We start from the raw sequence: 18,767 nt of genomic DNA on the forward strand, positions 1-18,767 counted from the left end.
GCGGAATTGCAGAGCGGCAAAGAAAACTCATAAAAGTAAATATCGGATGAAGATTCCGGGAGAGACCGTCTGTCACAGACGGCGCCGAAGGGGAACGCAAAAACTCTCAGGCAAAAAAACCGGGATCCGACGAAACTCCGGAAAGTCCATCGGACACCGAAGAGGCAATTCCCGGTCGGGAAGAATCTTTCAGGTTGATCAACGGAGGCATACGGCAGGAAGTCCTGCCGTATGCCTCCGTCCTTTTTTGTTTGATACCACTGTGGAAAGAAGAGAACAATATTATGGAAAGCAAAACCCCTCTTTACAACCGGCATGTCGCCGCAGGCGGCAAAATTGTCCCGTTCGCGGGGTACCTGCTGCCCGTTCAGTATCCCTCCGGCGTCATCGCCGAGCACATGGCGGTGCGAACCGCCGCGGGGCTGTTCGACATCTCCCATATGGGAGAAATCATTCTTGAGGGCAAGGACGCCCTTGCAAACCTCCACCATATCCTGACCAACGATTTTTCCGGCATGTACGACGGCCGCGTCCGCTATACCCTGATGTGCTATGACGACGGCGGCGTGGTAGACGATCTGGTCGTGTGCCGCATGAGCGAAAGCAAATATCTGCTGGTCGTCAACGCAGCGAACCGCAAAAAGGACGCGGAGTGGATCAAAGCCCACCTGAAAGGCGACGTTCGGTTTGAGGACATCTCCGATCATGTCGCGCAGATCGCCCTGCAGGGCCCGAAAGCGCCGGAGATTCTAAAAAAAGTGGCCGATGAATCCTCCATCCCACAGAAATATTACACCTTTGTGGAAAAAGGCACCGTCGGCGGAATTTCCTGCCTGGTCTCCCGCACGGGGTACACCGGCGAATTGGGCTATGAGCTTTACTGCGCCCCGCAGGACGCGGAGCGTCTGTGGGATCTGCTCCTGGAAGCGGGCAGGGAATACGGGCTGATTCCCTGCGGGCTCGGCGCCCGCGACACGCTCCGTCTGGAGGCCGCCATGCCGCTTTACGGCCATGAAATGGATGAAACGATTAATCCGTTCGAAGCCGGACTTTCGTTCGGCGTCAAGATGGATTCCCACGATTTTATCGGCAAAAATGCGTTAGCCGGTAAAATTCAGCCATCCCGCGTCAGGGTCGGTTTAGCGGTTACCGGGCGAGGAATCGCCCGCGGCGGCGAACCCGTGCTCATCAACGGAAAAGCGGTGGGAAAGACCACTTCCGGTACCTTCTGCCCGTTTCTGAAATCGGCTATTGCGATGGCATTGATCGACTCCGGGAATACTGAAGCCGGAACCGACGTGGAGCTGGACATTCGCGGCCGCCGCGTGTCGGCGCAGATCACCGCATTGCCTTTTTATAAACGAGCAAAATAATATTTTCTCCCTACCGAAACCCGTTTTTAAAAATCACCGGTCGAATTTTAAGGAGGAACTGATATGAATCTGCCAGAAGAACTCAAGTACACAAAGTCCCATGAATGGGTCAGCTATCTGCCGGACGGCAGCGCTAAAATCGGCTTGACCGACTTTGCGCAGAAAGAACTCGGAGACATTGTTTTCGTCAACCTGCCGCAGGAGGGCGATTCCGTGGAGGCCGGAGCTGCGTTCGCGGACGTGGAATCCGTTAAAGCCGTTTCCGACGTTTACTGCCCGGTCACGGGAACGGTTCAGGCAATCAACGAAGAACTGCTCGACGCGCCCGAACAGCTGAACAAAGCCCCCTATGAGTCCTGGATGGTACGGGTCGGCGACATCTCCAAAACGGAGGAACTCCTTTCCGCCGGCGAATACCTCACATTCCTGTCCGGAAAAGAAGGAGACTAACGGTATGGGTTCTTACATTCCTTCCACCCCGGAAGAGCAGAAAGAGATGCTTTCCGCCGCCGGATTCGATTCCTTTGACGGCTTGTTCTCGCAGATTCCGGAATCGGTCCGCCTGAGCCGCCTGCTCGACCTGCCGCAGGGTCTCTCCGAACTGGAAGTGCGGCGGAAAATGACCGCGATCGCTTCGGAAAACAAGGTGTTTCCCACCGTATTCCGCGGGGCCGGCGCGTACCGGCATTACATTCCCGCCGCCGTCACCCGCATTACCGCGAACGAGACCTTTCTGACCGCCTATACCCCTTATCAGGCGGAGATCAGCCAGGGGATTTTACAGTCGATTTTCGAGTACCAGACCATGATCTGTGAACTGACCGGCATGGAAGTTTCGAACGCCTCCGTTTACGACGGCGCAAACGCCGCCGCGGAAGCCGCCGCGATGTGCCGCGACCGCGGGCGCACGACGGTCTATGTTTCCGCGGCCTCTCATCCGGATACCATTCGGACCATTCGGACTTACGCGTTCGGCGCGGACACTCAGGTTTGCCTGGTTCCCGAGAAGGACGGCGCGACGGACGCTTCCGCCCTGAAAGACCTGCTGGAACAGGACAAAACCGCGGCATGCTTCTTTTTGCAACAGCCGAACTATTTCGGAACGATTGAAGACGCAGCGGCATTGGGTGAAATTGCTCACGCGGCCGGGGCGAAATTCATTATGGGATGCAACCCGATCTCCCTCGCTGTTCTGAAAACACCCGCCGAATGCGGAGCGGATGTCGCGGTCGGCGAAGGTCAGCCGTTCGGTATGCCGCTCGGCTTCGGCGGCCCGTATCTCGGCTTTATGGCCTGCAAAAAGGCGATGATGCGCCGCCTGCCCGGCAGAATCGTCGGCCAGACCTCCGACGACGCCGGCAACCGCGCGTTTGTATTGACGCTTCAGGCGCGCGAGCAGCACATCCGCCGGGAAAAGGCGCTGAGCAACATCTGCTCCAACGAAGCGCTCTGCGCGCTGACCGCGTCCGTCTACCTGAGTACAATGGGTCCGGACGGACTCAGAGCGGCGGCGGAGCAGTGCTATTCCAAAGCGCATTACGCCGCTAAGAAAATCGGCGCGGTCAAAGGCTTTGAGCTGAAGAACCAAACAGAATTTTTCCATGAGTTCGTCACCGCCTGCCCGAACGTGCAAAAGACACTCGAATTACTGGAACGGCACGGCATTCTGGGCGGTCTTCCCCTGCCGGACGGCGGACTGCTCTGGTGCGTAACGGAATGCAACTTCAAAGAGGAAATCGACCGGCTTGCCGAACTGCTGGAGGAGGCGGAACAAGAATGAATTTGATTTTTGAAGAAAGCCGCGCGGGCCGCGGATGCACGATTCTTCCGGCATGCGACGTGCCGGAAACCGCCCTGCCGCAGCAATTCGCGCGCAAGGCTCCCCTTCGTCTTCCGCAGCTGTCGGAAAACGACCTGAGCCGCCATTACAGCGCGCTCGCGAAGCGTTCGTTCGGCGTCAACGACGGTTTTTATCCCCTCGGTTCCTGCACTATGAAATATAACCCAAAAATCAACGAGGAAATGGCGGCATTGCCCGGATTCACGGAAATTCATCCTCTTCAGCCCGCTCACACGGCTCAGGGATGCCTGAAAGTACTGCATCTGGCGGAAAAATTTCTCTGCGAAATCACCGGGATGGATGAAATGGTCTTTCAGCCTGCGGCGGGCGCCCACGGCGAATACACGGGCCTGCTGCTGATCAAGGCCTGGCATCATTCCCGCGGCGACCAGAAGCGCACCAAAATCATCGTGCCGGATTCCGCGCACGGCACCAACCCGGCAAGCGCGGCCATGGCGGGCTACACCATTGTGAACATCCCGTCCGGCCCTGACGGCTGCGTCGACCTGGAAGCGCTGAAAAAAGCCGTCGGCGACGATACCGCAGGGCTGATGCTGACCAACCCGAACACGCTCGGCCTGTTCGATAAAAACATTCTGCAGATTACGCAAATTGTCCACGAAGCGGGAGGATTGTGCTTCTATGACGGCGCAAACCTGAACGCGGTGGTCGGCGTCGCGAGACCCGGAGACATGGGCTTCGACGTGATTCACCTGAACCTGCACAAAACATTTTCCACTCCTCACGGCGGCGGCGGTCCCGGCGGCGCGGCGGTCGGATGCAAATCTTCTCTTGCCCCGTTTTTGCCCGTGCCCCGCGTCGCGGAGCACGACGGGAAATTTTATCTCGACGACAACCGCCCGCAGAGCATCGGCAGTGTCAAATCCTTCTACGGCAATTTTCTTGTCATCGTGCGCGCTTTGACCTATCTGCTGACGCTTGGGAAAGAAGGCGTCCCTCAGGTTGCGGAAAACGCCGTTTTGAACGCAAACTACCTGATGGCGCTGCTGAAAAAGCGGTATCAGGTGGCCTACGACGTTCCCTGTATGCACGAATTTGTTCTTTCCCTGCAGGACTTAAAGGATTCCTGCGGCGTGACCGCGATGGACGTCGCGAAATCCATGCAGGACCTTGAAATGCACCCGCCGACCATGTATTTCCCGCTGATTGTGCACGAGGCCCTGATGATTGAGCCGACCGAAACCGAGTCAAAAGAGACGCTGGACCGGGCCGCCGAAGCTCTGCTCGAGCTGTACGAAAAGGCGCTTGCCAACCCGGAAGCTATGCACCGTGCCCCGGAAAGACGCGTGATCGGACGCCCGGACGAGGTGGAAGCCGCAAGGCATCCTGTGGTGAAATACGAATATGATTCATAACGCGTTACTCTGCACAACCGACCATCTGATTCCGTACCGGAATCTGGCTTTGGAAGAATACCTGATGGACACTGTTCCCGAGGGTACCTGTATTCTTTATCTATGGCAGAACCAGAACACCGTAGTCATCGGCCGGAACCAGAATTGCTGGAAGGAATGCCGCGTGAAAGAACTGGAAGCCGACGGCGGGCACCTTGTCCGCCGCCTTTCCGGCGGAGGAGCGGTCTTCCACGACCTGGGCAATCTGAATTTTACGTTCCTGGTTCGTAAAGAAGACTATGACGTTTCCCGCCAGCTCGATGTGATTCTGCGGGCCGTTTCCGCCTGCGGGATTCAGGCCGAAAAATCCGGCCGCAACGACATCACGGTCGACGGGCGCAAGTTTTCCGGCAACGCATTTTATTTCAGCGGGGAAAGCGCCTATCACCACGGCACGATCCTGATCGATGTGGATAAGGAGAAAGCGGGAAGATACCTGAGTGTTTCCGCGGAGAAAATCCGCTCCAAGGGAGTTGATTCCGTTCGGTCGCGCATCGCGAACCTGAATGAGTTTTGTCCCGGACTAACCGTAAATGATATGAAACGGGAGCTTTCAAAGGCGTTTGGCCAGGTTTACGGAACAGAGCCGAAAATCATCTCTCCGGACTCGATTGACGAGCGGCGCGTAGAAGAACTGCGGCTAGAATTTTCGGATCCGGATTGGATCTATGGCGTTCAGATGCCGTTCTCCTGCGAGTTTTCCAGTCGTTTTTCCTGGGGCGGCGTAGGAATCGGACTGCGGGTTCAGGGCGGCGTCATTGCCGGAGTGCAGGTTGACTCCGACGCAATGGATGAGGAATTCATCCGCCGGATCCCGCCGTGCCTGACCGGCTGCCCGTTTTCTTCCGAAGAAGCGGTCAAACGGCTTCGCACGGAATTTTCCGGTGAATCCGAGGAGCGCAGCCAATACGAAGCGGATATTGAGCGCTTGCTTATCGAACAGCAGTTTTAAAACAGCCCGCAGGCAAACAAAACCTGCGGGCTTACTCTTAAAAAGGAGCATCCGTATGAAGAAAAAATATGATTTGGCGGTGATCGGGGGCGGCCCCGCCGGTTACGAAGCCGCCATCCGTGCCGCCCAGCTCGGTTTTTCCGTCGCGCTGATCGAAGCCCGCGACGTGGGTGGAACCTGCCTGAACCGCGGCTGTATTCCTACAAAAGCGATCCTTCACTCTTCCGGGCTGTACCGTGAAGCAAAAAAATTCAGTGAAATCGGCCTTGCGGCGGACGGCCTTTCCTTTGATTTCGGCGCCATTCTGCGCCGAAAAGACCAGGTGATTGCGGAATTGCGCGCCGGAATTGAAAAGCTGCTAAAAGCAAACGGGGTCGACTGTTTTGAGGGCAGAGGTTTTCTGGAAAGCGCGGAACAGATTACCGTAACGGGATCCTCCGGCACGCAGGAACTAAGGGCCGACAAAATTCTTCTGGCAACCGGCTGCGCACCGTCCGTTCCCCCGATTCCCGGGGCAGAACTGCCCGGCGTTGTAACAAGCGACGGTCTTCTGGAGCTCGATGCCCTCCCCCGCCGTCTGGTCATCATTGGGGGCGGCGTCATCGGCGCGGAGTTTGCCACCGCTTTTTCCGATCTGGGCTGTGAAGTGACAATCGTGGAGGCCATGCCCCGGATTCTGCCGACCATGGACCGTGAGATTTCTCAAAGCCTTTCCATGATTCTCAAAAAGCGCGGCGTGCGGGTTCACTCTTCCGCAAAGGTGGAGCAAATTGCCGGGGATTCTCCGCTTGTCTGCCGGTTCACGGAAAAGGAGACGGAAAACCGTGCGGAAGCGGACCTTGTCCTGATTGCAGTCGGCCGCAAACCCGCGACCAATGATCTTTTCACCGAAGGACTCGGAATAAAAACGGAAAAAGGATTTATCTTGACCGACGGGCACCACGAAACAAGCCTGCCCGGCGTCTTTGCCGTAGGGGACGTGACCGGGGGAATCCAGCTTGCCCACGCCGCTTCCGCCCAAGGAATCGAGGCGGTGGAGTACATGGCGCAGGGAACGGAACCGGCTCGCCCCCGCGCAATCCCCTCCTGCGTCTACACAAGCCCGGAAATCGCCTGCGCCGGCCTTTGCGCGGACGAGGCGAAACAGGAAGGCATCGAGGTCACCGTCGGCAAGGCGCTGACCGCTTCCCTTGGGAAATCGGTCATCGAGCGCAGTGAGCGCGGCTTTGTCAAGCTGGTGTTTGAAAAGCAGTCCGGCGCGCTGATCGGCGCGCAGCTGGTGTGCGAACGCGCGACCGACCTGATTGCGGGCCTGGTGCAGGCGATTGACCGGCGCGCGACGGCGCGCGAGCTGGCCGGCGTGATTCGCCCGCACCCCACCTTCTCGGAGGCTGTAACCGAAGCGGCGGAGGACGCGCTGGGCGGCGCGATCCACGCGATGCCCCGTGTAAGAAGAGCCTAGCCTGTTTCTCGAAAAAATCATACCCTCAGCGTACTATTTTGCACATTTCCTTGCAGAGTTTAACCCTGACTGGTAAAATAATACTATAAGAATATTTGACTAAGGGGGAACCTGCATGATGAGAAAAACTCTTGCGGTTTTTACGGCTGTTCTTCTGATTTTGATTCCAATCAACTGCTTCGCGGCGTCAAACGGTGCAATGAATTTAAAAGCTGGGCAGACCATAACGCAGTCGGGAGCCTATTACAATGACGGAGTTCTATATCTGGAGTTGGAACCGGTCTGCCGGTATTTGAGCTACACGGTCACTCCGGCCGATGCCGACAGCGACATCCGCCTGACAAACGGTTCCGACACCATAAAGATTGACCCGGCCGGAAATCAAATCGTGAAAGACGGGCATACGCTCAATGTCTCCTATCTGTCCCCCGAGGATACGCTGGGCGGCGGCTGTATGCGGTTAAACGGCAGGCTTTATATGCGTTCCGACCTGCTGTCCCATCTGCTGGGGCTCGACGTGCAAACCAACGAAACGCAGAAAACCGTCACGGTGCGCGGAATCATCCAAAATGTCCTGAACATTGAAACGAAGCGAAACGATCTCTCCGAAGGCCTGCTGACGGCAACTATTCAGTACCCGGTGCTGTCCGGTCCGTGGAGCGCGCATGCGCTTGAGACCATGAACGGAATCTTCAAGCAGGCCGCGGATTCCGCCGTGGACCAGGGACGCAAAAACTCAAAGGAGCTTGAAAACATTGCGGCGATTCAAAAAGCCTCCGGCAACGAATACGGCGGCACGATGCAATGCTCGGTCTATTTCGACTACGATATCAAGTACAGCCAAAACGGCCTGTTCAGCGTCGTTCTGAGCAATTACCAGTATGCGGGCGGCGCGCACGGTTCGACCATACAGACCTCGTACGCCTTCGATCTGAATACGGGCAAACAGCTCGCCCTTTCCGATTTCATGAAGAAAGACAGCGGGTATCAGAAATTTTTCGACGCAAAAGTACGGAACGAAATCGACTCGCGCGTGAAAGAAAAAATATTGTTTGAAAATACTCCTTTTCAAACGCTCGGCGACAATCCTGATTTTTACCTTTCCGGCGACGGGATCACCTTCTACTTCCAGCAGTACGAATATTTCCCCTATGCGGCGGGAATTCAGGAATTCCCGGTTCCGTTTGAAACCATTTCTCAAATGCTGAATCCATCGTACAGCCGCCTTTCCCAAAAGCTGAATCGAACCGCATAACAGAAAAAGAAAAGCGGTATTTAAGGGGCACTTCATGGTGCTCCTTTTTTATGTTTTCCCGGCGCCCTCACGCAAACCAACTTCCTGTCACGTTCCGCCCCCGAACTACTTACTATACCAGTAAAGAAGAAACGGTTCCATTCGTGACACAAAGGAACGGAGGCTCGGAATGTCAATCAGTCTTTGTATGATTGTAAAAAACGAGGAAGAAAACCTTACAAGGTGTCTGAACAGCGTGAAAGACCTTGTCAGTGAAATAATTTTGGTGGATACGGGCTCCACAGACCGCACCGTTTCAATCGCGCGGGATTTCGGGGCCTCCTTTTTCTCTTACCGGTGGAACGACAGTTTTTCAGACGCCAGAAACTACGCCCTCTCAAAGGCGGCCGGAAGCTGGATTCTCGTCATGGACGCGGATGAGGAGCTGGAGCCGGAAGACCGTAGCGCACTGATTGCTCTCGCGCGGGAAGAGGACGGCGCTTCTGAAGTCTTCTGCGGTAAAACGCTCTGCTATTCGGGGGACCGGGCGGACTGCTGCAACCTTCTGGTCACCATGAACGTCCGGCTGATCCGAAACGGCAAAGGGTACCGCTATGTAGGGCGCGTTCATGAGCAGCTCTCGGGTCCCGAAGGCCCGCCGCGCATGACCGCTTCGGGCATTCGGTTCTACCATTACGGATATTTATCCTCTCAGATTGAAAAAAAGAGAAGCACGGGCGCAATATCGCCCTGATTCAAAAGGAGCTGGAAGACAGTCCCGGCAACGGCTTCATGCTTTTCAATCTTGGCAATGAATACCTCGCCCTTGGAAAAGCAGAGGACGCCATGGATTGTTATCGTGAGAGTTACCGGACTCTGGACCCCGCTTACGGATACGGCACCATGCTTCTCACACGGATGATTCTGTGCTGCGAACAGCTTGGCAGAGACGAAGATCAGGCGCGGTATATTCTGGAGGGGCTCCGGCTGTATCCGCGGCTGACCGATTTTGAATACCTAAGGGCGTGCATGCTGCACCGTCAGGGCAAGCTGCTGAAAGCCGTTCGATCCTGCCGCAAGTGCATCCGCATGGGCCCGCCGCCTTCCGACATGAACAGCGTCTACGGCGTCTCCTCCTTTAAGCCGTATCACCGGCTGTCCGTGTTATATGAACAGCTTGGGGAACCGGAGCTCGCTCTTCGTTACTGCCGTAAAGCCATTCGCCTGAATCCCCGCGACCGGGAAGCGTTTGCCCGCATGGCATATCTGCTGTTCGCTAAGGGCTGCACCCCTGTTCAGGTTAAGTCGAGCCTTTTGCGGCTGTCGGATAAAGACTTCTGTTCTTTTTTGATGCTGTCCGATCTGTTTTACGACCGGCGGATGTACCTTGAGGCCCTGCAGTTTGCCGTCAGGGCGCAAAAACGGGCGCCGGCATGCTGCACCGCCGCCCGTTATGATGAAGGAGTCTGCCGGTTTTTTCTGGGGCAGTACCGGCGCGCGTACCGGTGCCTGTCGCGGACTCCCGATGTACGCGCGGACAGCCGCGCCGCATTCTTCCGCGCCCTTTGCAGCCTGGTGGACCCCTCCGCGGCGCCTGTGGAGACAGATGAGCTATCCTTCGGGCTCTCTGCCGCCGACGCCGCTGCCGCGACCGCGTTTCGGGCGCTGCTCAAAGGGGAACCCTGCCCGATCCTGAGCAAAAACCGGAAGGAACCGCATCTCTGTGCGGACTCCATTTTCGGTCTGCTGGAAATCCTGCTGCGGGGCGGCCTGCTAAACGAATTTACAAAAGCCGTACAGCTTCTGAATCAGATCGACGATCGCGGCGTTCTGATTCGACTCGGCAAGCTGTGCTATCGATACGGTTACGCAGAGCTGGCGTGCCGCGAGCTGAAACGCTCGATCTGCGTCACCGGCGAAATCGATGCAGAAGGGCTTTCGATTCTTTCGAAAACACTCGCCGCCGCGGCCAAGGGTTAAATGGAACTCACAAAATTCCGTTCAGAAAACCTTCGACCTTTTGTGCGTCGGCGTACCCCTTCCGATACATCTGCTCCATACATTCCCTGTTTTTCGTCAGCGTCTTCATTCCGCAGCAGTCGTCCGGGGCAAGAATCAGCGCACTGCCCCGCCCGGCATATTTCTTTGCCAGCGCAACACCGTCATTGTACTTCCGATACCGGTGGGAAAGGCAGTCCGCCGCAACCGGATATTTTCGTCTTAAAAGCCTGACCATGCGGGCATCATCCTTCTGCGCGCGGATAAAATTCAAAGGCTTGGTCAGAATCACCACCACTCTGTCGCATCCGTCGTCAAACGCTTTTTGAACCGGGACGGGATCTGCCAGCCCTCCGTCAAAGCAGGGGATGCCGTTGACCAAATACGGCTCGCAAACGCCCGGGATACAGGACGACGCTTTGAGAATATCGTAGTGATCCTGTTTCATGTCCGTTTTATCAAAATAAATGGTTTCTCCCGTCTCAGCTTTCAGCGCAACGGTCTTCATCTCGCCGGCGAACCGTTCGATCTCTTTGAAATTCAGAGGGTCTTCTCCGTCCTGATTGGAAAGATCGCCGTAAACGTAATCCATATTGATGTAGGAACCCGTATGGACCAGATTCTTTAAGCTCATATATTGCCTGCGGAAGGAGTATTCCGTATAGAACCGGTAATTTCTGCCCTTCTGTTTTCCCAGGTAGGATGCGATGTTCGCGCTGCCGGCGGAGACGCCGATACAGTAATCGAACTGAATTCCCTGCTCCAGACAGCAGTCAAAAACACCGGCCCCATAGATCCCCCGCAAACCGCCGCCCACATCAACAACACCGTTCATCTTATGTCGCTCCTTTAAACTGATCTTCCGAAGATGATTCACTCTGTTTCTCTAAAGAAAGCGGGGAAGCAGCGCCGTACACGGAATCTGACTTTGCCGGTTTATGTAAGGCTGACTTCTCCGGCGTAACAGGTTTCAAAAATCCGCCGGATTTCCCCCGGACGGTTTGTCTGCCCCAGCGCCCACATCAGCTTTGTGACCGCAGCCTCGGTCGTCATGTCATAGGCCTGCAGCACCCCCGACTCCAGGACCTTCTGCCCCGCCTGATAAATGGTAAAATCGCTCCGTTCGTAAAGGCACTGGCTGCAAACCACGACCGGAATGCCGGACTGCACCACCTTGTGCAGTTTGGAAATCAAGTCGCGGCGGACAAAATTCAGGCCACCCGCGCCGAACGCTTCAATCACGATTCCCTTGTACTGCATTTGCAGCAGCATATCGAAGATTTCCGGATTTAAGCCCGGCGTCAGCTTGATTAAAATGACGCCGTCGCAGAGGCGGTCTTCCAGCTGAAAATCACCCGAAGGCTTTTGCAGGACGGCCTCGTTCAGATTCAGCCCTGTGGAATCCACCATCGCCGCGTAGGGGCAGTTGACGCTTTCAAAGGCGTCGAATCCCGTCGTGCGCACCTTGACCGCCCTGGTTCCCAGAATGATTTTTCGGTCGAACGCGACGAAAACGCCCGCCCTTCCGCTGGTTGCCATAGCAAAAGCACAGCGCAGATTTTCAACGCCGTCGGTCAGCGGGTGCCGGATCGGGAGCTGAGAACCGGTCAGCACAACCGGAACCGGAATGTTCCGAAGCATAAAGGACAGCACCGAAGCGGTATAGGCCATGGTATCCGTTCCGTGGGTCATGACAATGCCGTCGTACTGCTGAAACCGGGAAGCAACGGCACGCGCCATCCCCTGCCACTCCTCCGGCTGGATATTGGAGCTGTCCAGCTGGTACAGGTTTTCTATTTGAAGCTGGTTTTCCGCGGCAAGCCCGTTCAGGTATGCCGCAAGCAGGCGGCCGTCCATCGCGGGAACCAAGCCTTCCTCGGTCGGTTCGGAGGCGATCGTCCCGCCCGTAGTCAGCATCAGAATTCTTTTCATACGGCCTCCAGATTCACTTGTCAAAACAATTATTATATCAATTATGGCATGAACAGAAAGCAAAGTAAAGAAACAGAACAGAAAATATTTTACTCGGATCATTGGAAAATCCGTTCATATAAAACAAAAAGAAAGTCCCCGCTTTCTTCGGAGACTTTCCATGCGGGTACACGGCCGCGGAAAAGGGGCAGTGATTTTGGGTTAGCGGTGTGCAGCCGTTTTCCGGAGAACGGCGACCAGCGCCGGAATCACAATAATTTGAAGAACGATTCCGGGGATTGCGTTCAGAAACGCCCCGCCGAGAAACATCACCCAAGTGAACCCTTTTCCAGCCGCCTGATACAGAAAAATACTGGCTCCGCCCCAAATGACGCGGCCCAAAATCATGGACAAAATCAGAGCGGCGTAAATTGACGAAATCGTCTTCGGGAACTTTCTGTAAAAAAATCCGCTGAAAAAGCCGTATGAGGCAAGCTCCAGCGCCATCGCCGCCGCGGTCGGGTAAATCGGGGGCATACCGAACAGAACGGAACGGAACAAAGGCGTGATCAGCCCGACCAGCAAGCCGTAAGGCCAGCCGCATAAGAATCCGCAGAGAAGGACCGGGATATGCATCGGCAGCAGCATTGAACCAATCTGAGGGACCTGCCCCGTGAGAAAGGGCAGCAACAGGCCAAGTGCCAGAAACAGCGCGGAAAAAATCAGATTTTGCACCGAAGACAAACCTTCGGCATGAGATGCAAGTGCTTTTTGATTGGATTCCATAATTTTTCCTCCCAATATAAGTTGGCCTTCCCTTGGGAAAGAAAAATATCTTCATGATACTTTAATCTTTTGTATGTTCAGCCTGAACAAAATTGACCGTCGTCGAGACGGCGGATTCAATATAACGGGACAGGGGCAGCTCCGGGATTCCGGCGACCATGCAGTTGCATTTGCTGATGGGAATCAGAATTTTTTTGGCATGGCTTTTTCCCACCGCCGCCGACATGGCAGGCGTGATTTCCCCAAAAAGGGAATCCGCGATCAGGATTCCGATCGGTCCCAGGATAAGATCGGCCCAGGCGCTGCCGAAAAGAACCGGATTTTCGCCTGTGGCACCGGCGTCGGCCCCGGCTTTCAGCATTGCCGCCGTGGCAATGCTGTTTGTGCCGACCGCGGTAACCGGCTGCTCCGGCAGAGCTTTGCGAAGCTGAGCGATCAACTGTTTTCCAAGGCTGCCCCCCTGGCCGTCGATGACTAAGATATTCATATCGTTTCCTTTCTGCCGCCTTCCTGGCGGCAGGCCTTTTCGGCCGGTCCGGCATAAATGAAAACAGCCTGAGCGTCTTTTCTTATTTTAACCAGAAGCGTCGGTCAGTTCAATAGTATTTTTCATATTTGCCTTTGATTTCGCAGAAATTCATTCGCCGTTGAGCCTTTACTTGCGTGCGAAAGTTGGATATACTGAATTCATTAACAGGTGGTGGTTCGATGAAAAGGTGCATTGTAACTGCCGGAATAGTTTGCAGTTTTACAAAATGAAGTAAGGAGCATGAAAATGACTATTCCGGAAAAAAGCATTTATCCCCGCGGCGACCATGAAACCGTATTTTTAAAGAACGTTGTGAAAGACCCCAATATCGCGGTCGGAGATTATACGTTCTACAACGATTTCGTAAACGACCCGACCCGTTTTGAAAAAAACAATGTCCTTTATCATTATCCCGTCAACCGGGAAAAGCTGATAATCGGGAAATTCTGTTCCATCGCGTGTGGCGCCAAATTTATCTTTACAAGCGCAAACCACACGTTACAGTCGCTTTCCACCTATCCGTTTCCGATCCTCGCGGACGAATGGGGGCTGGACTGGAAAAACGTCACCGAGGCCTGGGATAACAAAGGGGACATTGTCATCGGCAACGACGTTTGGATCGGCTATGAAGCCGTCATCATGCAGGGCGTGACGATCGGCAACGGCGCGATCATCGGTACAAGGGCCGTCGTCACAAAAGACGTGCCGCCCTATGCCATCGTCGGCGGCGTCCCGGCAAGGGAAATCAGAAAGAGATACGACTTAAAGACCATCGCCATGCTGCAAAAGCTCGGGTGGTGGAACTGGCCTTATGAAAAGATTCGTAGACACTTATGGGAAATCATGAGCGGCAAGGTCGAGAAAATAACGAACGAATAACGGATTTTTCGGCCGGGCGCTCCGGAAACGGGGCGCCCGGCCGCCGCATTTCCTGTGTGATCTGATCACGGAACCTGATTTGCAAGGGAGTATAATAAAAACATACTATTTATGAAAAGGGAGTTTCACCATGATTTTCGGCCTTGGAAAGTCCGGAGAAAACAGTGCAAAAGACAAGACGCTGATTGTAAAAATCAGCCGCTGCCCGCAAAATCACCCCTGCCCTTCCGTCAGGGTTTGTCCGGTCGGGGCGCTGCATCAGGAGGGCTATCATGCGCCCACCGTCAATTCCGACAAATGCATCCGGTGCGGGAAATGTGTAAAATCCTGCCCCATGCGTGCTTTAAAGCTGGAATAAAGACTGTATTGGAGAACGAAAATTCGATTTGACAGAATCCGTGAAGGAGGAGATGAACGGATGTTTCAAATTGCAGGCATACTGGCCGGCGGTGTTCTGGGCTTTCTTTATTATAAAAAGGTGGGATGCCCTACGGGCAGATGCCCCATTACGTCGAATCCCTACGGTTCCACTCTGTACGGCGCGGTCATGGGGCTGTTGGTCGGCTCTTTCTTTTAAATCTGCTCGAAACACACGGGGGCTGTTTAGCCTCGTCGTAAAAAAACGTACAAAAAATGCGCTTTGACTGGGCTTTTAAAGCCGTCTCAAAGCGCATTTTTTTGCTTTCAGGGTTATTGGTTTGTACAGTTTGCTATCGCAAATTCATTTTGCACAGCACCTTTCTTTTGATCCGCAGCATCCGGCGGCTTGTAATATCTGGCAATTCCACGTATAATAAAGCTGAAAATTTCTATCCCGCCCCCGCCGCGCGCGGTTTGCATCTGTATACAATCCTCAAGAGAGTCAAATATAAAAAGGAAAACCTGTCGGAAAGGACGTCCAAAATGGAACTCAACAAAAGCAACATGAAGAATCTGGCGCTTTTGATCGCCTTTGGCATCGTATTTTTCATGGTCCTGAAAAATTTATACCTGCTGCCCTGGCTGATCAATTCCGTTTCCAACATCATCGGCCCGGTTCTTGCGGGCTTCGCCGTCGCCTTCGTGATCAACGTTCTTCTCGTTCCGATTGAGACACGTCTCTTTTCTCCGCTGAACCGGCGGTACAAAAAAGTCTGGCCGAAAATGAGGCGGGCCGCCGGCATTTTTCTGTCCCTTGTCATTGTATTCGGTTTGATCGCGCTGATTATGCTGATCGTGATTCCTGAATTGGTCCGCACCATCACGAATTTGACCAACAACATACAGCCCTTTTTTAACGAACTGCAAAACAGCCTCGCGAAAATCGACCGCGACCACCCGGAAATCGCCGGGTATTTTAAAAACCTGAATATCGACTGGACCAATCTCAGCCAGATGATTGCGGGATACGGACAGAAATTCGCCAGCAGCCTGGTCGGCTCCAGCGTTTCGATGATGGGGATGATTTTTCACGGCGCCATCTCTTTCGTTCTGACCTTCGTCATTTCCGTCAACGTCCTGGCTCAGAAGGAACGCCTTTATCATCAGGTCAAACGGGTCATGTACGCTTACCTGCCCCAAAAACATGCGGACTCCGTATATCATGTCCTTCATTTGACGAACCGCGCTTTTTCCAACTTTATCGCGGGCACCTGCACCGAAGCCTGCATTCTCGGCTCGCTTTGTTTTGTCGGAATGAATCTGTTCCATTTCCCCTACGCACTGCTGATTTCGGTCTTTGTCGCCTTTATGGCGCTGATCCCGATTTTGGGCGCGTTTTTCAGCACCGTCTTCGGCGCTCTTCTGATTCTGATTGTCAATCCGATTCAGGCGCTCTGGTTCATCATCTATTTCGTGGTCCTGCAGCAGTTGGAGGGCAACCTGATATACCCCCGTGTGGTCGGTTCCAGAGTCGGCCTTCCGGCGCTGTGGGTACTGGTCGCCGTCACGATCGGCGGCAACGCGTTCGGCATTCTGGGAATGCTCATCAACATTCCGGTCTGTTCCGTACTGTACACACTTCTCCGTGAAAATGTAAACAAAAGAATGCGCCGGCCGAAGGAACAGCCGTCCCCCGACCCGGAATAAAATCCATATCCGTAAAATGAACGGGTTACAGGTTTTCGCCTGCAGCCCGTTGATTGTTTGCCGCTATACTTTTTTAAAAAATAAATTATAAGAAACAGAAAAAGGGGATTGACCTTAACACAATGACAAGGTGTAAGATAGTTCAGGAATCGATTCCCAGGAGGCAAGCATGTTTACAATCGGAGAGTTTTCAAAGCTGAGCCATATTTCGGCACGGATGCTGCGGCATTATGACGCCATTGGCCTGCTGCGTCCCGCGCACGTCAACGAGCAGAACGGTTATCGGTATTACGACGCCGCGCAGCTGCCCGTTCTTCTTCAGATTGAAACTCTGAAGGACTACGGATTTTCGCTTTCTGAAATTTCGGAATTGCTGGTGCTTTCCCGGGAAGCGCTGGCAAAAAAAATCCATGCAAAGCGGCTGCAGGCATACGACGAATTGCATAAGCTTCGAAAAACTCTCCGACGAATGGAAGACGATATCATCAATATGGAGGGTAACCGTATGGTTCAGGAAAAATACCACGTCATTGTGATGGATACGCCCGCTCAAAGAGTATTCGGGCTTCGCAAAACAATCAGTATCGCGGAGGTTCACGACCTGTTTCAGGAATTGCTGCGGGAAGCCGACCGACGGGGTCTGAAACGCGCCGGCGCAACCCAGCTGCTGTATCACGGAAGAGAATTTTCCTATGACAGCATGGACGCGGAAGCACAGGTTCAGGTTTCCGGAGACGGGCCGGACGTTCAGGAAATCCCCGCACAGCTTTGCGTCGCAACCACGCATGTCGGTCCTTACGAGACCGTAAAATACGCTTACGACGCCATCTGCGATTGGATGGCCGGGCATCCCGAATATCAAATCAGCGGTCCGGCCATCGAACGGTATCTGAAAGACGAGCATTCCGTTTCCGACCCGGATGAATATGAAACCGGAATTCTGTTTCCGGTAACAAAAGCCGAATAAATCCCTCGCGTGTTCAGGCGGCTCGCCCGGTTCAGGACGACAGCTTCTCGTGACCGCCGTCTTTTCCAAATACCCGGCGAATAAACGGCACCTTGACGCGAATCGCGCTTTGCGGGCAAAGCTCCTGGCAGCAGTAGCAGCGGATGCAGCGGTCATAACGGTACGACGGCGGATTACTTTTATTGCCGTCGTGCCAGTCGACCGCTTTCGGCGTTACGGGGCACATTTTAACGCAGACGCCGCATTTAACACATTTGTCCGCTATGATATACGGCCTGGGCACGAGAGCGTTTTTGATGACCGCCATGCCGCCGCCCGACCGTCCGGCTTTCATCGGCTTCCGATTGACCCGGAAATCATTCGCAACAAAGCTGTCGACCGGGTCCCCGAGCAATTCGATTTCCTCTTGCCGGCATGTGCCCAATCCCATTTCCATGCCGGCCTGATTCGTTAAAACCAGTTCCGGATCCAGATTCATCAATCTGCAAACCGTAGCATCCAGCGCAACGGGGTCCGCCGACAGCAGAAGCACATTCATTTTCCGGGGGTTCCTCCCCGCGGGCCATTGCCTTCCATCGCCAGTATGCCGTCCATGATAAAAAGCCTTGGACGGATATAGGAATTCAAATCGATCAGCATTCTGGCAAATGCCGCGGCGTCCGGAATCCGGACATGAAATTCCCCTTTCCTTGTTCCGGGAATGCATCCGAACTGATTTTTGACCGCCCCGGTTACGCGTTGAAAGGCATGGGTCTTCATTTTGGGCAGGCTGACGACGCCGTCGCTGTCGAGCACCCCGTTCGCGATCGTAAACTTTTTATTCTGACGTCCCTCGGAAAAAAACACTTCGCGTCCGGATTGAAAATCTGCCGGGGCAATGCCAAGCTCCGCGGCAACAGCCTCGATTCCGCTCCGTTTCGCCGCGTGCTCCGGATTCTGAAAGGCCGGTGAATCTCCATAAGTGAGCTCCGCCCCCGCCTTTTGAAATATTTCGGCAGCCGCTTTGAAAACAGACGGGTGCGTCGTAACACATTTTTCGGGAGGATCCGCGGAAAGCCAGTTGGGTTTCAGCAGGATTTTCTCACCTGCCGACACAAATCCGTCAGGCCCCCCAAGCAAATCGATCCCCTTTTGAACCGCTTCTTTCACATGACCGAAATCATAGTCCCCGCAGCGGACCAACGCAACCTTAGATTTGCTCATTACGATTCTCCTTTGTAACTATCTCTCTAACCGCAGTGTGGCACACGGCAGATACTTTGTCAAGCGCTTTTCAGTTTTATTCGTGGAATTTTCGCCGGCGCATACTGGCACAACAAGAAAACAGGCATGACCCTCGTAGAACAAGTGGTCT

20 protein-coding genes and 2 riboswitches are annotated in these 18,767 nt (G+C 54.3%); of the genes, 14 read left to right on the plus strand and 6 right to left on the minus strand.

The genetic code is table 11. The features are described 5' to 3' along the window. Positions 1-46: 46 nt before the first annotated feature. A riboswitch (glycine riboswitch) is annotated at positions 47-132 on the plus strand. Between the two features lie 3 nt (positions 133-135). Continuing rightward, positions 136-207, plus strand: a riboswitch (glycine riboswitch). Between the two features lie 77 nt (positions 208-284). From gcvT to HCR03_RS06895, 9 genes are all read left to right on the plus strand, one after another. Then, positions 285-1,373 (plus strand): glycine cleavage system aminomethyltransferase GcvT, encoded by a 1,089-nt coding sequence (gene gcvT / locus HCR03_RS06855; protein ID WP_187037285.1) that lies wholly within the window; start codon positions 285-287, stop codon positions 1,371-1,373. A 63-nt stretch (positions 1,374-1,436) separates the two neighbouring features. Next, complete coding sequence (gene gcvH, locus HCR03_RS06860) at positions 1,437-1,823, plus strand: glycine cleavage system protein GcvH (RefSeq protein ID WP_066649799.1); 387 nt, start codon at positions 1,437-1,439, stop codon at positions 1,821-1,823. A 4-nt stretch (positions 1,824-1,827) separates the two neighbouring features. Beyond that, positions 1,828-3,153, plus strand: coding sequence for an aminomethyl-transferring glycine dehydrogenase subunit GcvPA (gene gcvPA, locus HCR03_RS06865; protein WP_187037288.1), 1,326 nt, complete (start codon positions 1,828-1,830; stop codon positions 3,151-3,153). Beyond that, positions 3,150-4,589: an aminomethyl-transferring glycine dehydrogenase subunit GcvPB gene (gene gcvPB / locus HCR03_RS06870; RefSeq protein WP_066649791.1), complete on the plus strand. Its 1,440-nt coding sequence runs from the start codon at positions 3,150-3,152 to the stop codon at positions 4,587-4,589. The genes gcvPA and gcvPB overlap by 4 nt, the downstream gene beginning before the upstream one ends. After that, a complete protein-coding gene (locus HCR03_RS06875; protein WP_187037291.1) occupies positions 4,579-5,580 on the plus strand; it encodes a lipoate--protein ligase in 1,002 nt (333 codons plus the stop codon). Before gcvPB ends, HCR03_RS06875 begins: the two co-directional genes overlap by 11 nt. Positions 5,581-5,635: 55 nt before the next feature. After that, the gene (lpdA, locus tag HCR03_RS06880) at positions 5,636-7,042 is read left to right on the plus strand and encodes a dihydrolipoyl dehydrogenase (protein WP_187037293.1); all 1,407 of its coding nucleotides are present in this window, start codon (positions 5,636-5,638) and stop codon (positions 7,040-7,042) included. Between the two features lie 115 nt (positions 7,043-7,157). Continuing rightward, positions 7,158-8,297: a DUF3298 domain-containing protein gene (locus HCR03_RS06885; protein ID WP_187037295.1), complete on the plus strand. Its 1,140-nt coding sequence runs from the start codon at positions 7,158-7,160 to the stop codon at positions 8,295-8,297. 169 nt (positions 8,298-8,466) lie between these two features. Beyond that, positions 8,467-9,030, plus strand: coding sequence for a glycosyltransferase family 2 protein (locus HCR03_RS06890; RefSeq protein WP_187037297.1), 564 nt, complete (start codon positions 8,467-8,469; stop codon positions 9,028-9,030). A gap of 38 nt (positions 9,031-9,068) precedes the next feature. Continuing rightward, a complete protein-coding gene (locus HCR03_RS06895; protein WP_187037299.1) occupies positions 9,069-10,256 on the plus strand; it encodes a tetratricopeptide repeat protein in 1,188 nt (395 codons plus the stop codon). Between the two features lie 7 nt (positions 10,257-10,263). On the opposite strand, the gene HCR03_RS06900 is transcribed toward HCR03_RS06895, so the two are convergent. The 4 genes from HCR03_RS06900 to HCR03_RS06915 all read right to left on the minus strand — a co-directional run bounded on the left by HCR03_RS06900 (position 10,264) and on the right by HCR03_RS06915 (position 13,458). Continuing rightward, entirely contained in the window at positions 10,264-11,109 is an 846-nt protein-coding gene (locus tag HCR03_RS06900; RefSeq protein ID WP_187037300.1) for a patatin-like phospholipase family protein, read from the minus strand. 101 nt (positions 11,110-11,210) lie between these two features. Next, positions 11,211-12,206: an asparaginase gene (locus HCR03_RS06905; RefSeq protein ID WP_187037302.1), complete on the minus strand. Its 996-nt coding sequence runs from the start codon at positions 12,204-12,206 to the stop codon at positions 11,211-11,213. 201 nt (positions 12,207-12,407) lie between these two features. Then, positions 12,408-12,971 carry an ECF transporter S component gene (locus HCR03_RS06910; RefSeq protein ID WP_066649771.1) on the minus strand — a complete coding sequence of 188 codons (564 nt, stop codon included), beginning with the start codon at positions 12,969-12,971 and terminating at the stop codon, positions 12,408-12,410. Positions 12,972-13,032: 61 nt separating this feature from the next. Continuing rightward, positions 13,033-13,458, minus strand: coding sequence for a DUF3842 family protein (locus HCR03_RS06915; protein ID WP_066649768.1), 426 nt, complete (start codon positions 13,456-13,458; stop codon positions 13,033-13,035). Between the two features lie 288 nt (positions 13,459-13,746). On the opposite strand from HCR03_RS06915, the gene HCR03_RS06920 reads away from it, so the two are divergent. The 5 genes from HCR03_RS06920 (at position 13,747) to HCR03_RS06940 (ending at position 17,413) form a co-directional block, all read left to right on the plus strand. Then, complete coding sequence (locus HCR03_RS06920) at positions 13,747-14,379, plus strand: CatB-related O-acetyltransferase (protein ID WP_187037304.1); 633 nt, start codon at positions 13,747-13,749, stop codon at positions 14,377-14,379. Between the two features lie 130 nt (positions 14,380-14,509). After that, a complete protein-coding gene (locus tag HCR03_RS06925) occupies positions 14,510-14,737 on the plus strand; it encodes a 4Fe-4S binding protein (protein ID WP_156990547.1) in 228 nt (75 codons plus the stop codon). 60 nt (positions 14,738-14,797) lie between these two features. Further along, complete coding sequence (locus HCR03_RS06930) at positions 14,798-14,956, plus strand: DUF6132 family protein (protein ID WP_139104158.1); 159 nt, start codon at positions 14,798-14,800, stop codon at positions 14,954-14,956. A gap of 326 nt (positions 14,957-15,282) precedes the next feature. After that, entirely contained in the window at positions 15,283-16,446 is a 1,164-nt protein-coding gene (locus HCR03_RS06935) for an AI-2E family transporter (protein ID WP_187037306.1), read from the plus strand. A gap of 169 nt (positions 16,447-16,615) precedes the next feature. Beyond that, the gene (locus HCR03_RS06940; protein WP_066649762.1) at positions 16,616-17,413 is read left to right on the plus strand and encodes a MerR family transcriptional regulator; all 798 of its coding nucleotides are present in this window, start codon (positions 16,616-16,618) and stop codon (positions 17,411-17,413) included. 31 nt (positions 17,414-17,444) lie between these two features. On the opposite strand, the gene HCR03_RS19740 is transcribed toward HCR03_RS06940, so the two are convergent. After that, a complete protein-coding gene (locus HCR03_RS19740; protein ID WP_228725137.1) occupies positions 17,445-17,951 on the minus strand; it encodes a 4Fe-4S binding protein in 507 nt (168 codons plus the stop codon). Then, positions 17,948-18,616 carry a DUF362 domain-containing protein gene (locus HCR03_RS19745; protein WP_228725138.1) on the minus strand — a complete coding sequence of 223 codons (669 nt, stop codon included), beginning with the start codon at positions 18,614-18,616 and terminating at the stop codon, positions 17,948-17,950. The genes HCR03_RS19740 and HCR03_RS19745 overlap by 4 nt, the downstream gene beginning before the upstream one ends. Between the last annotated feature and the right edge of the window lie 151 nt (positions 18,617-18,767).

Source organism: Caproicibacter fermentans (assembly GCF_014303955.1).
GTDB classification, from domain to species: Bacteria; Bacillota; Clostridia; order Oscillospirales; family Acutalibacteraceae; genus Caproicibacter; species Caproicibacter fermentans.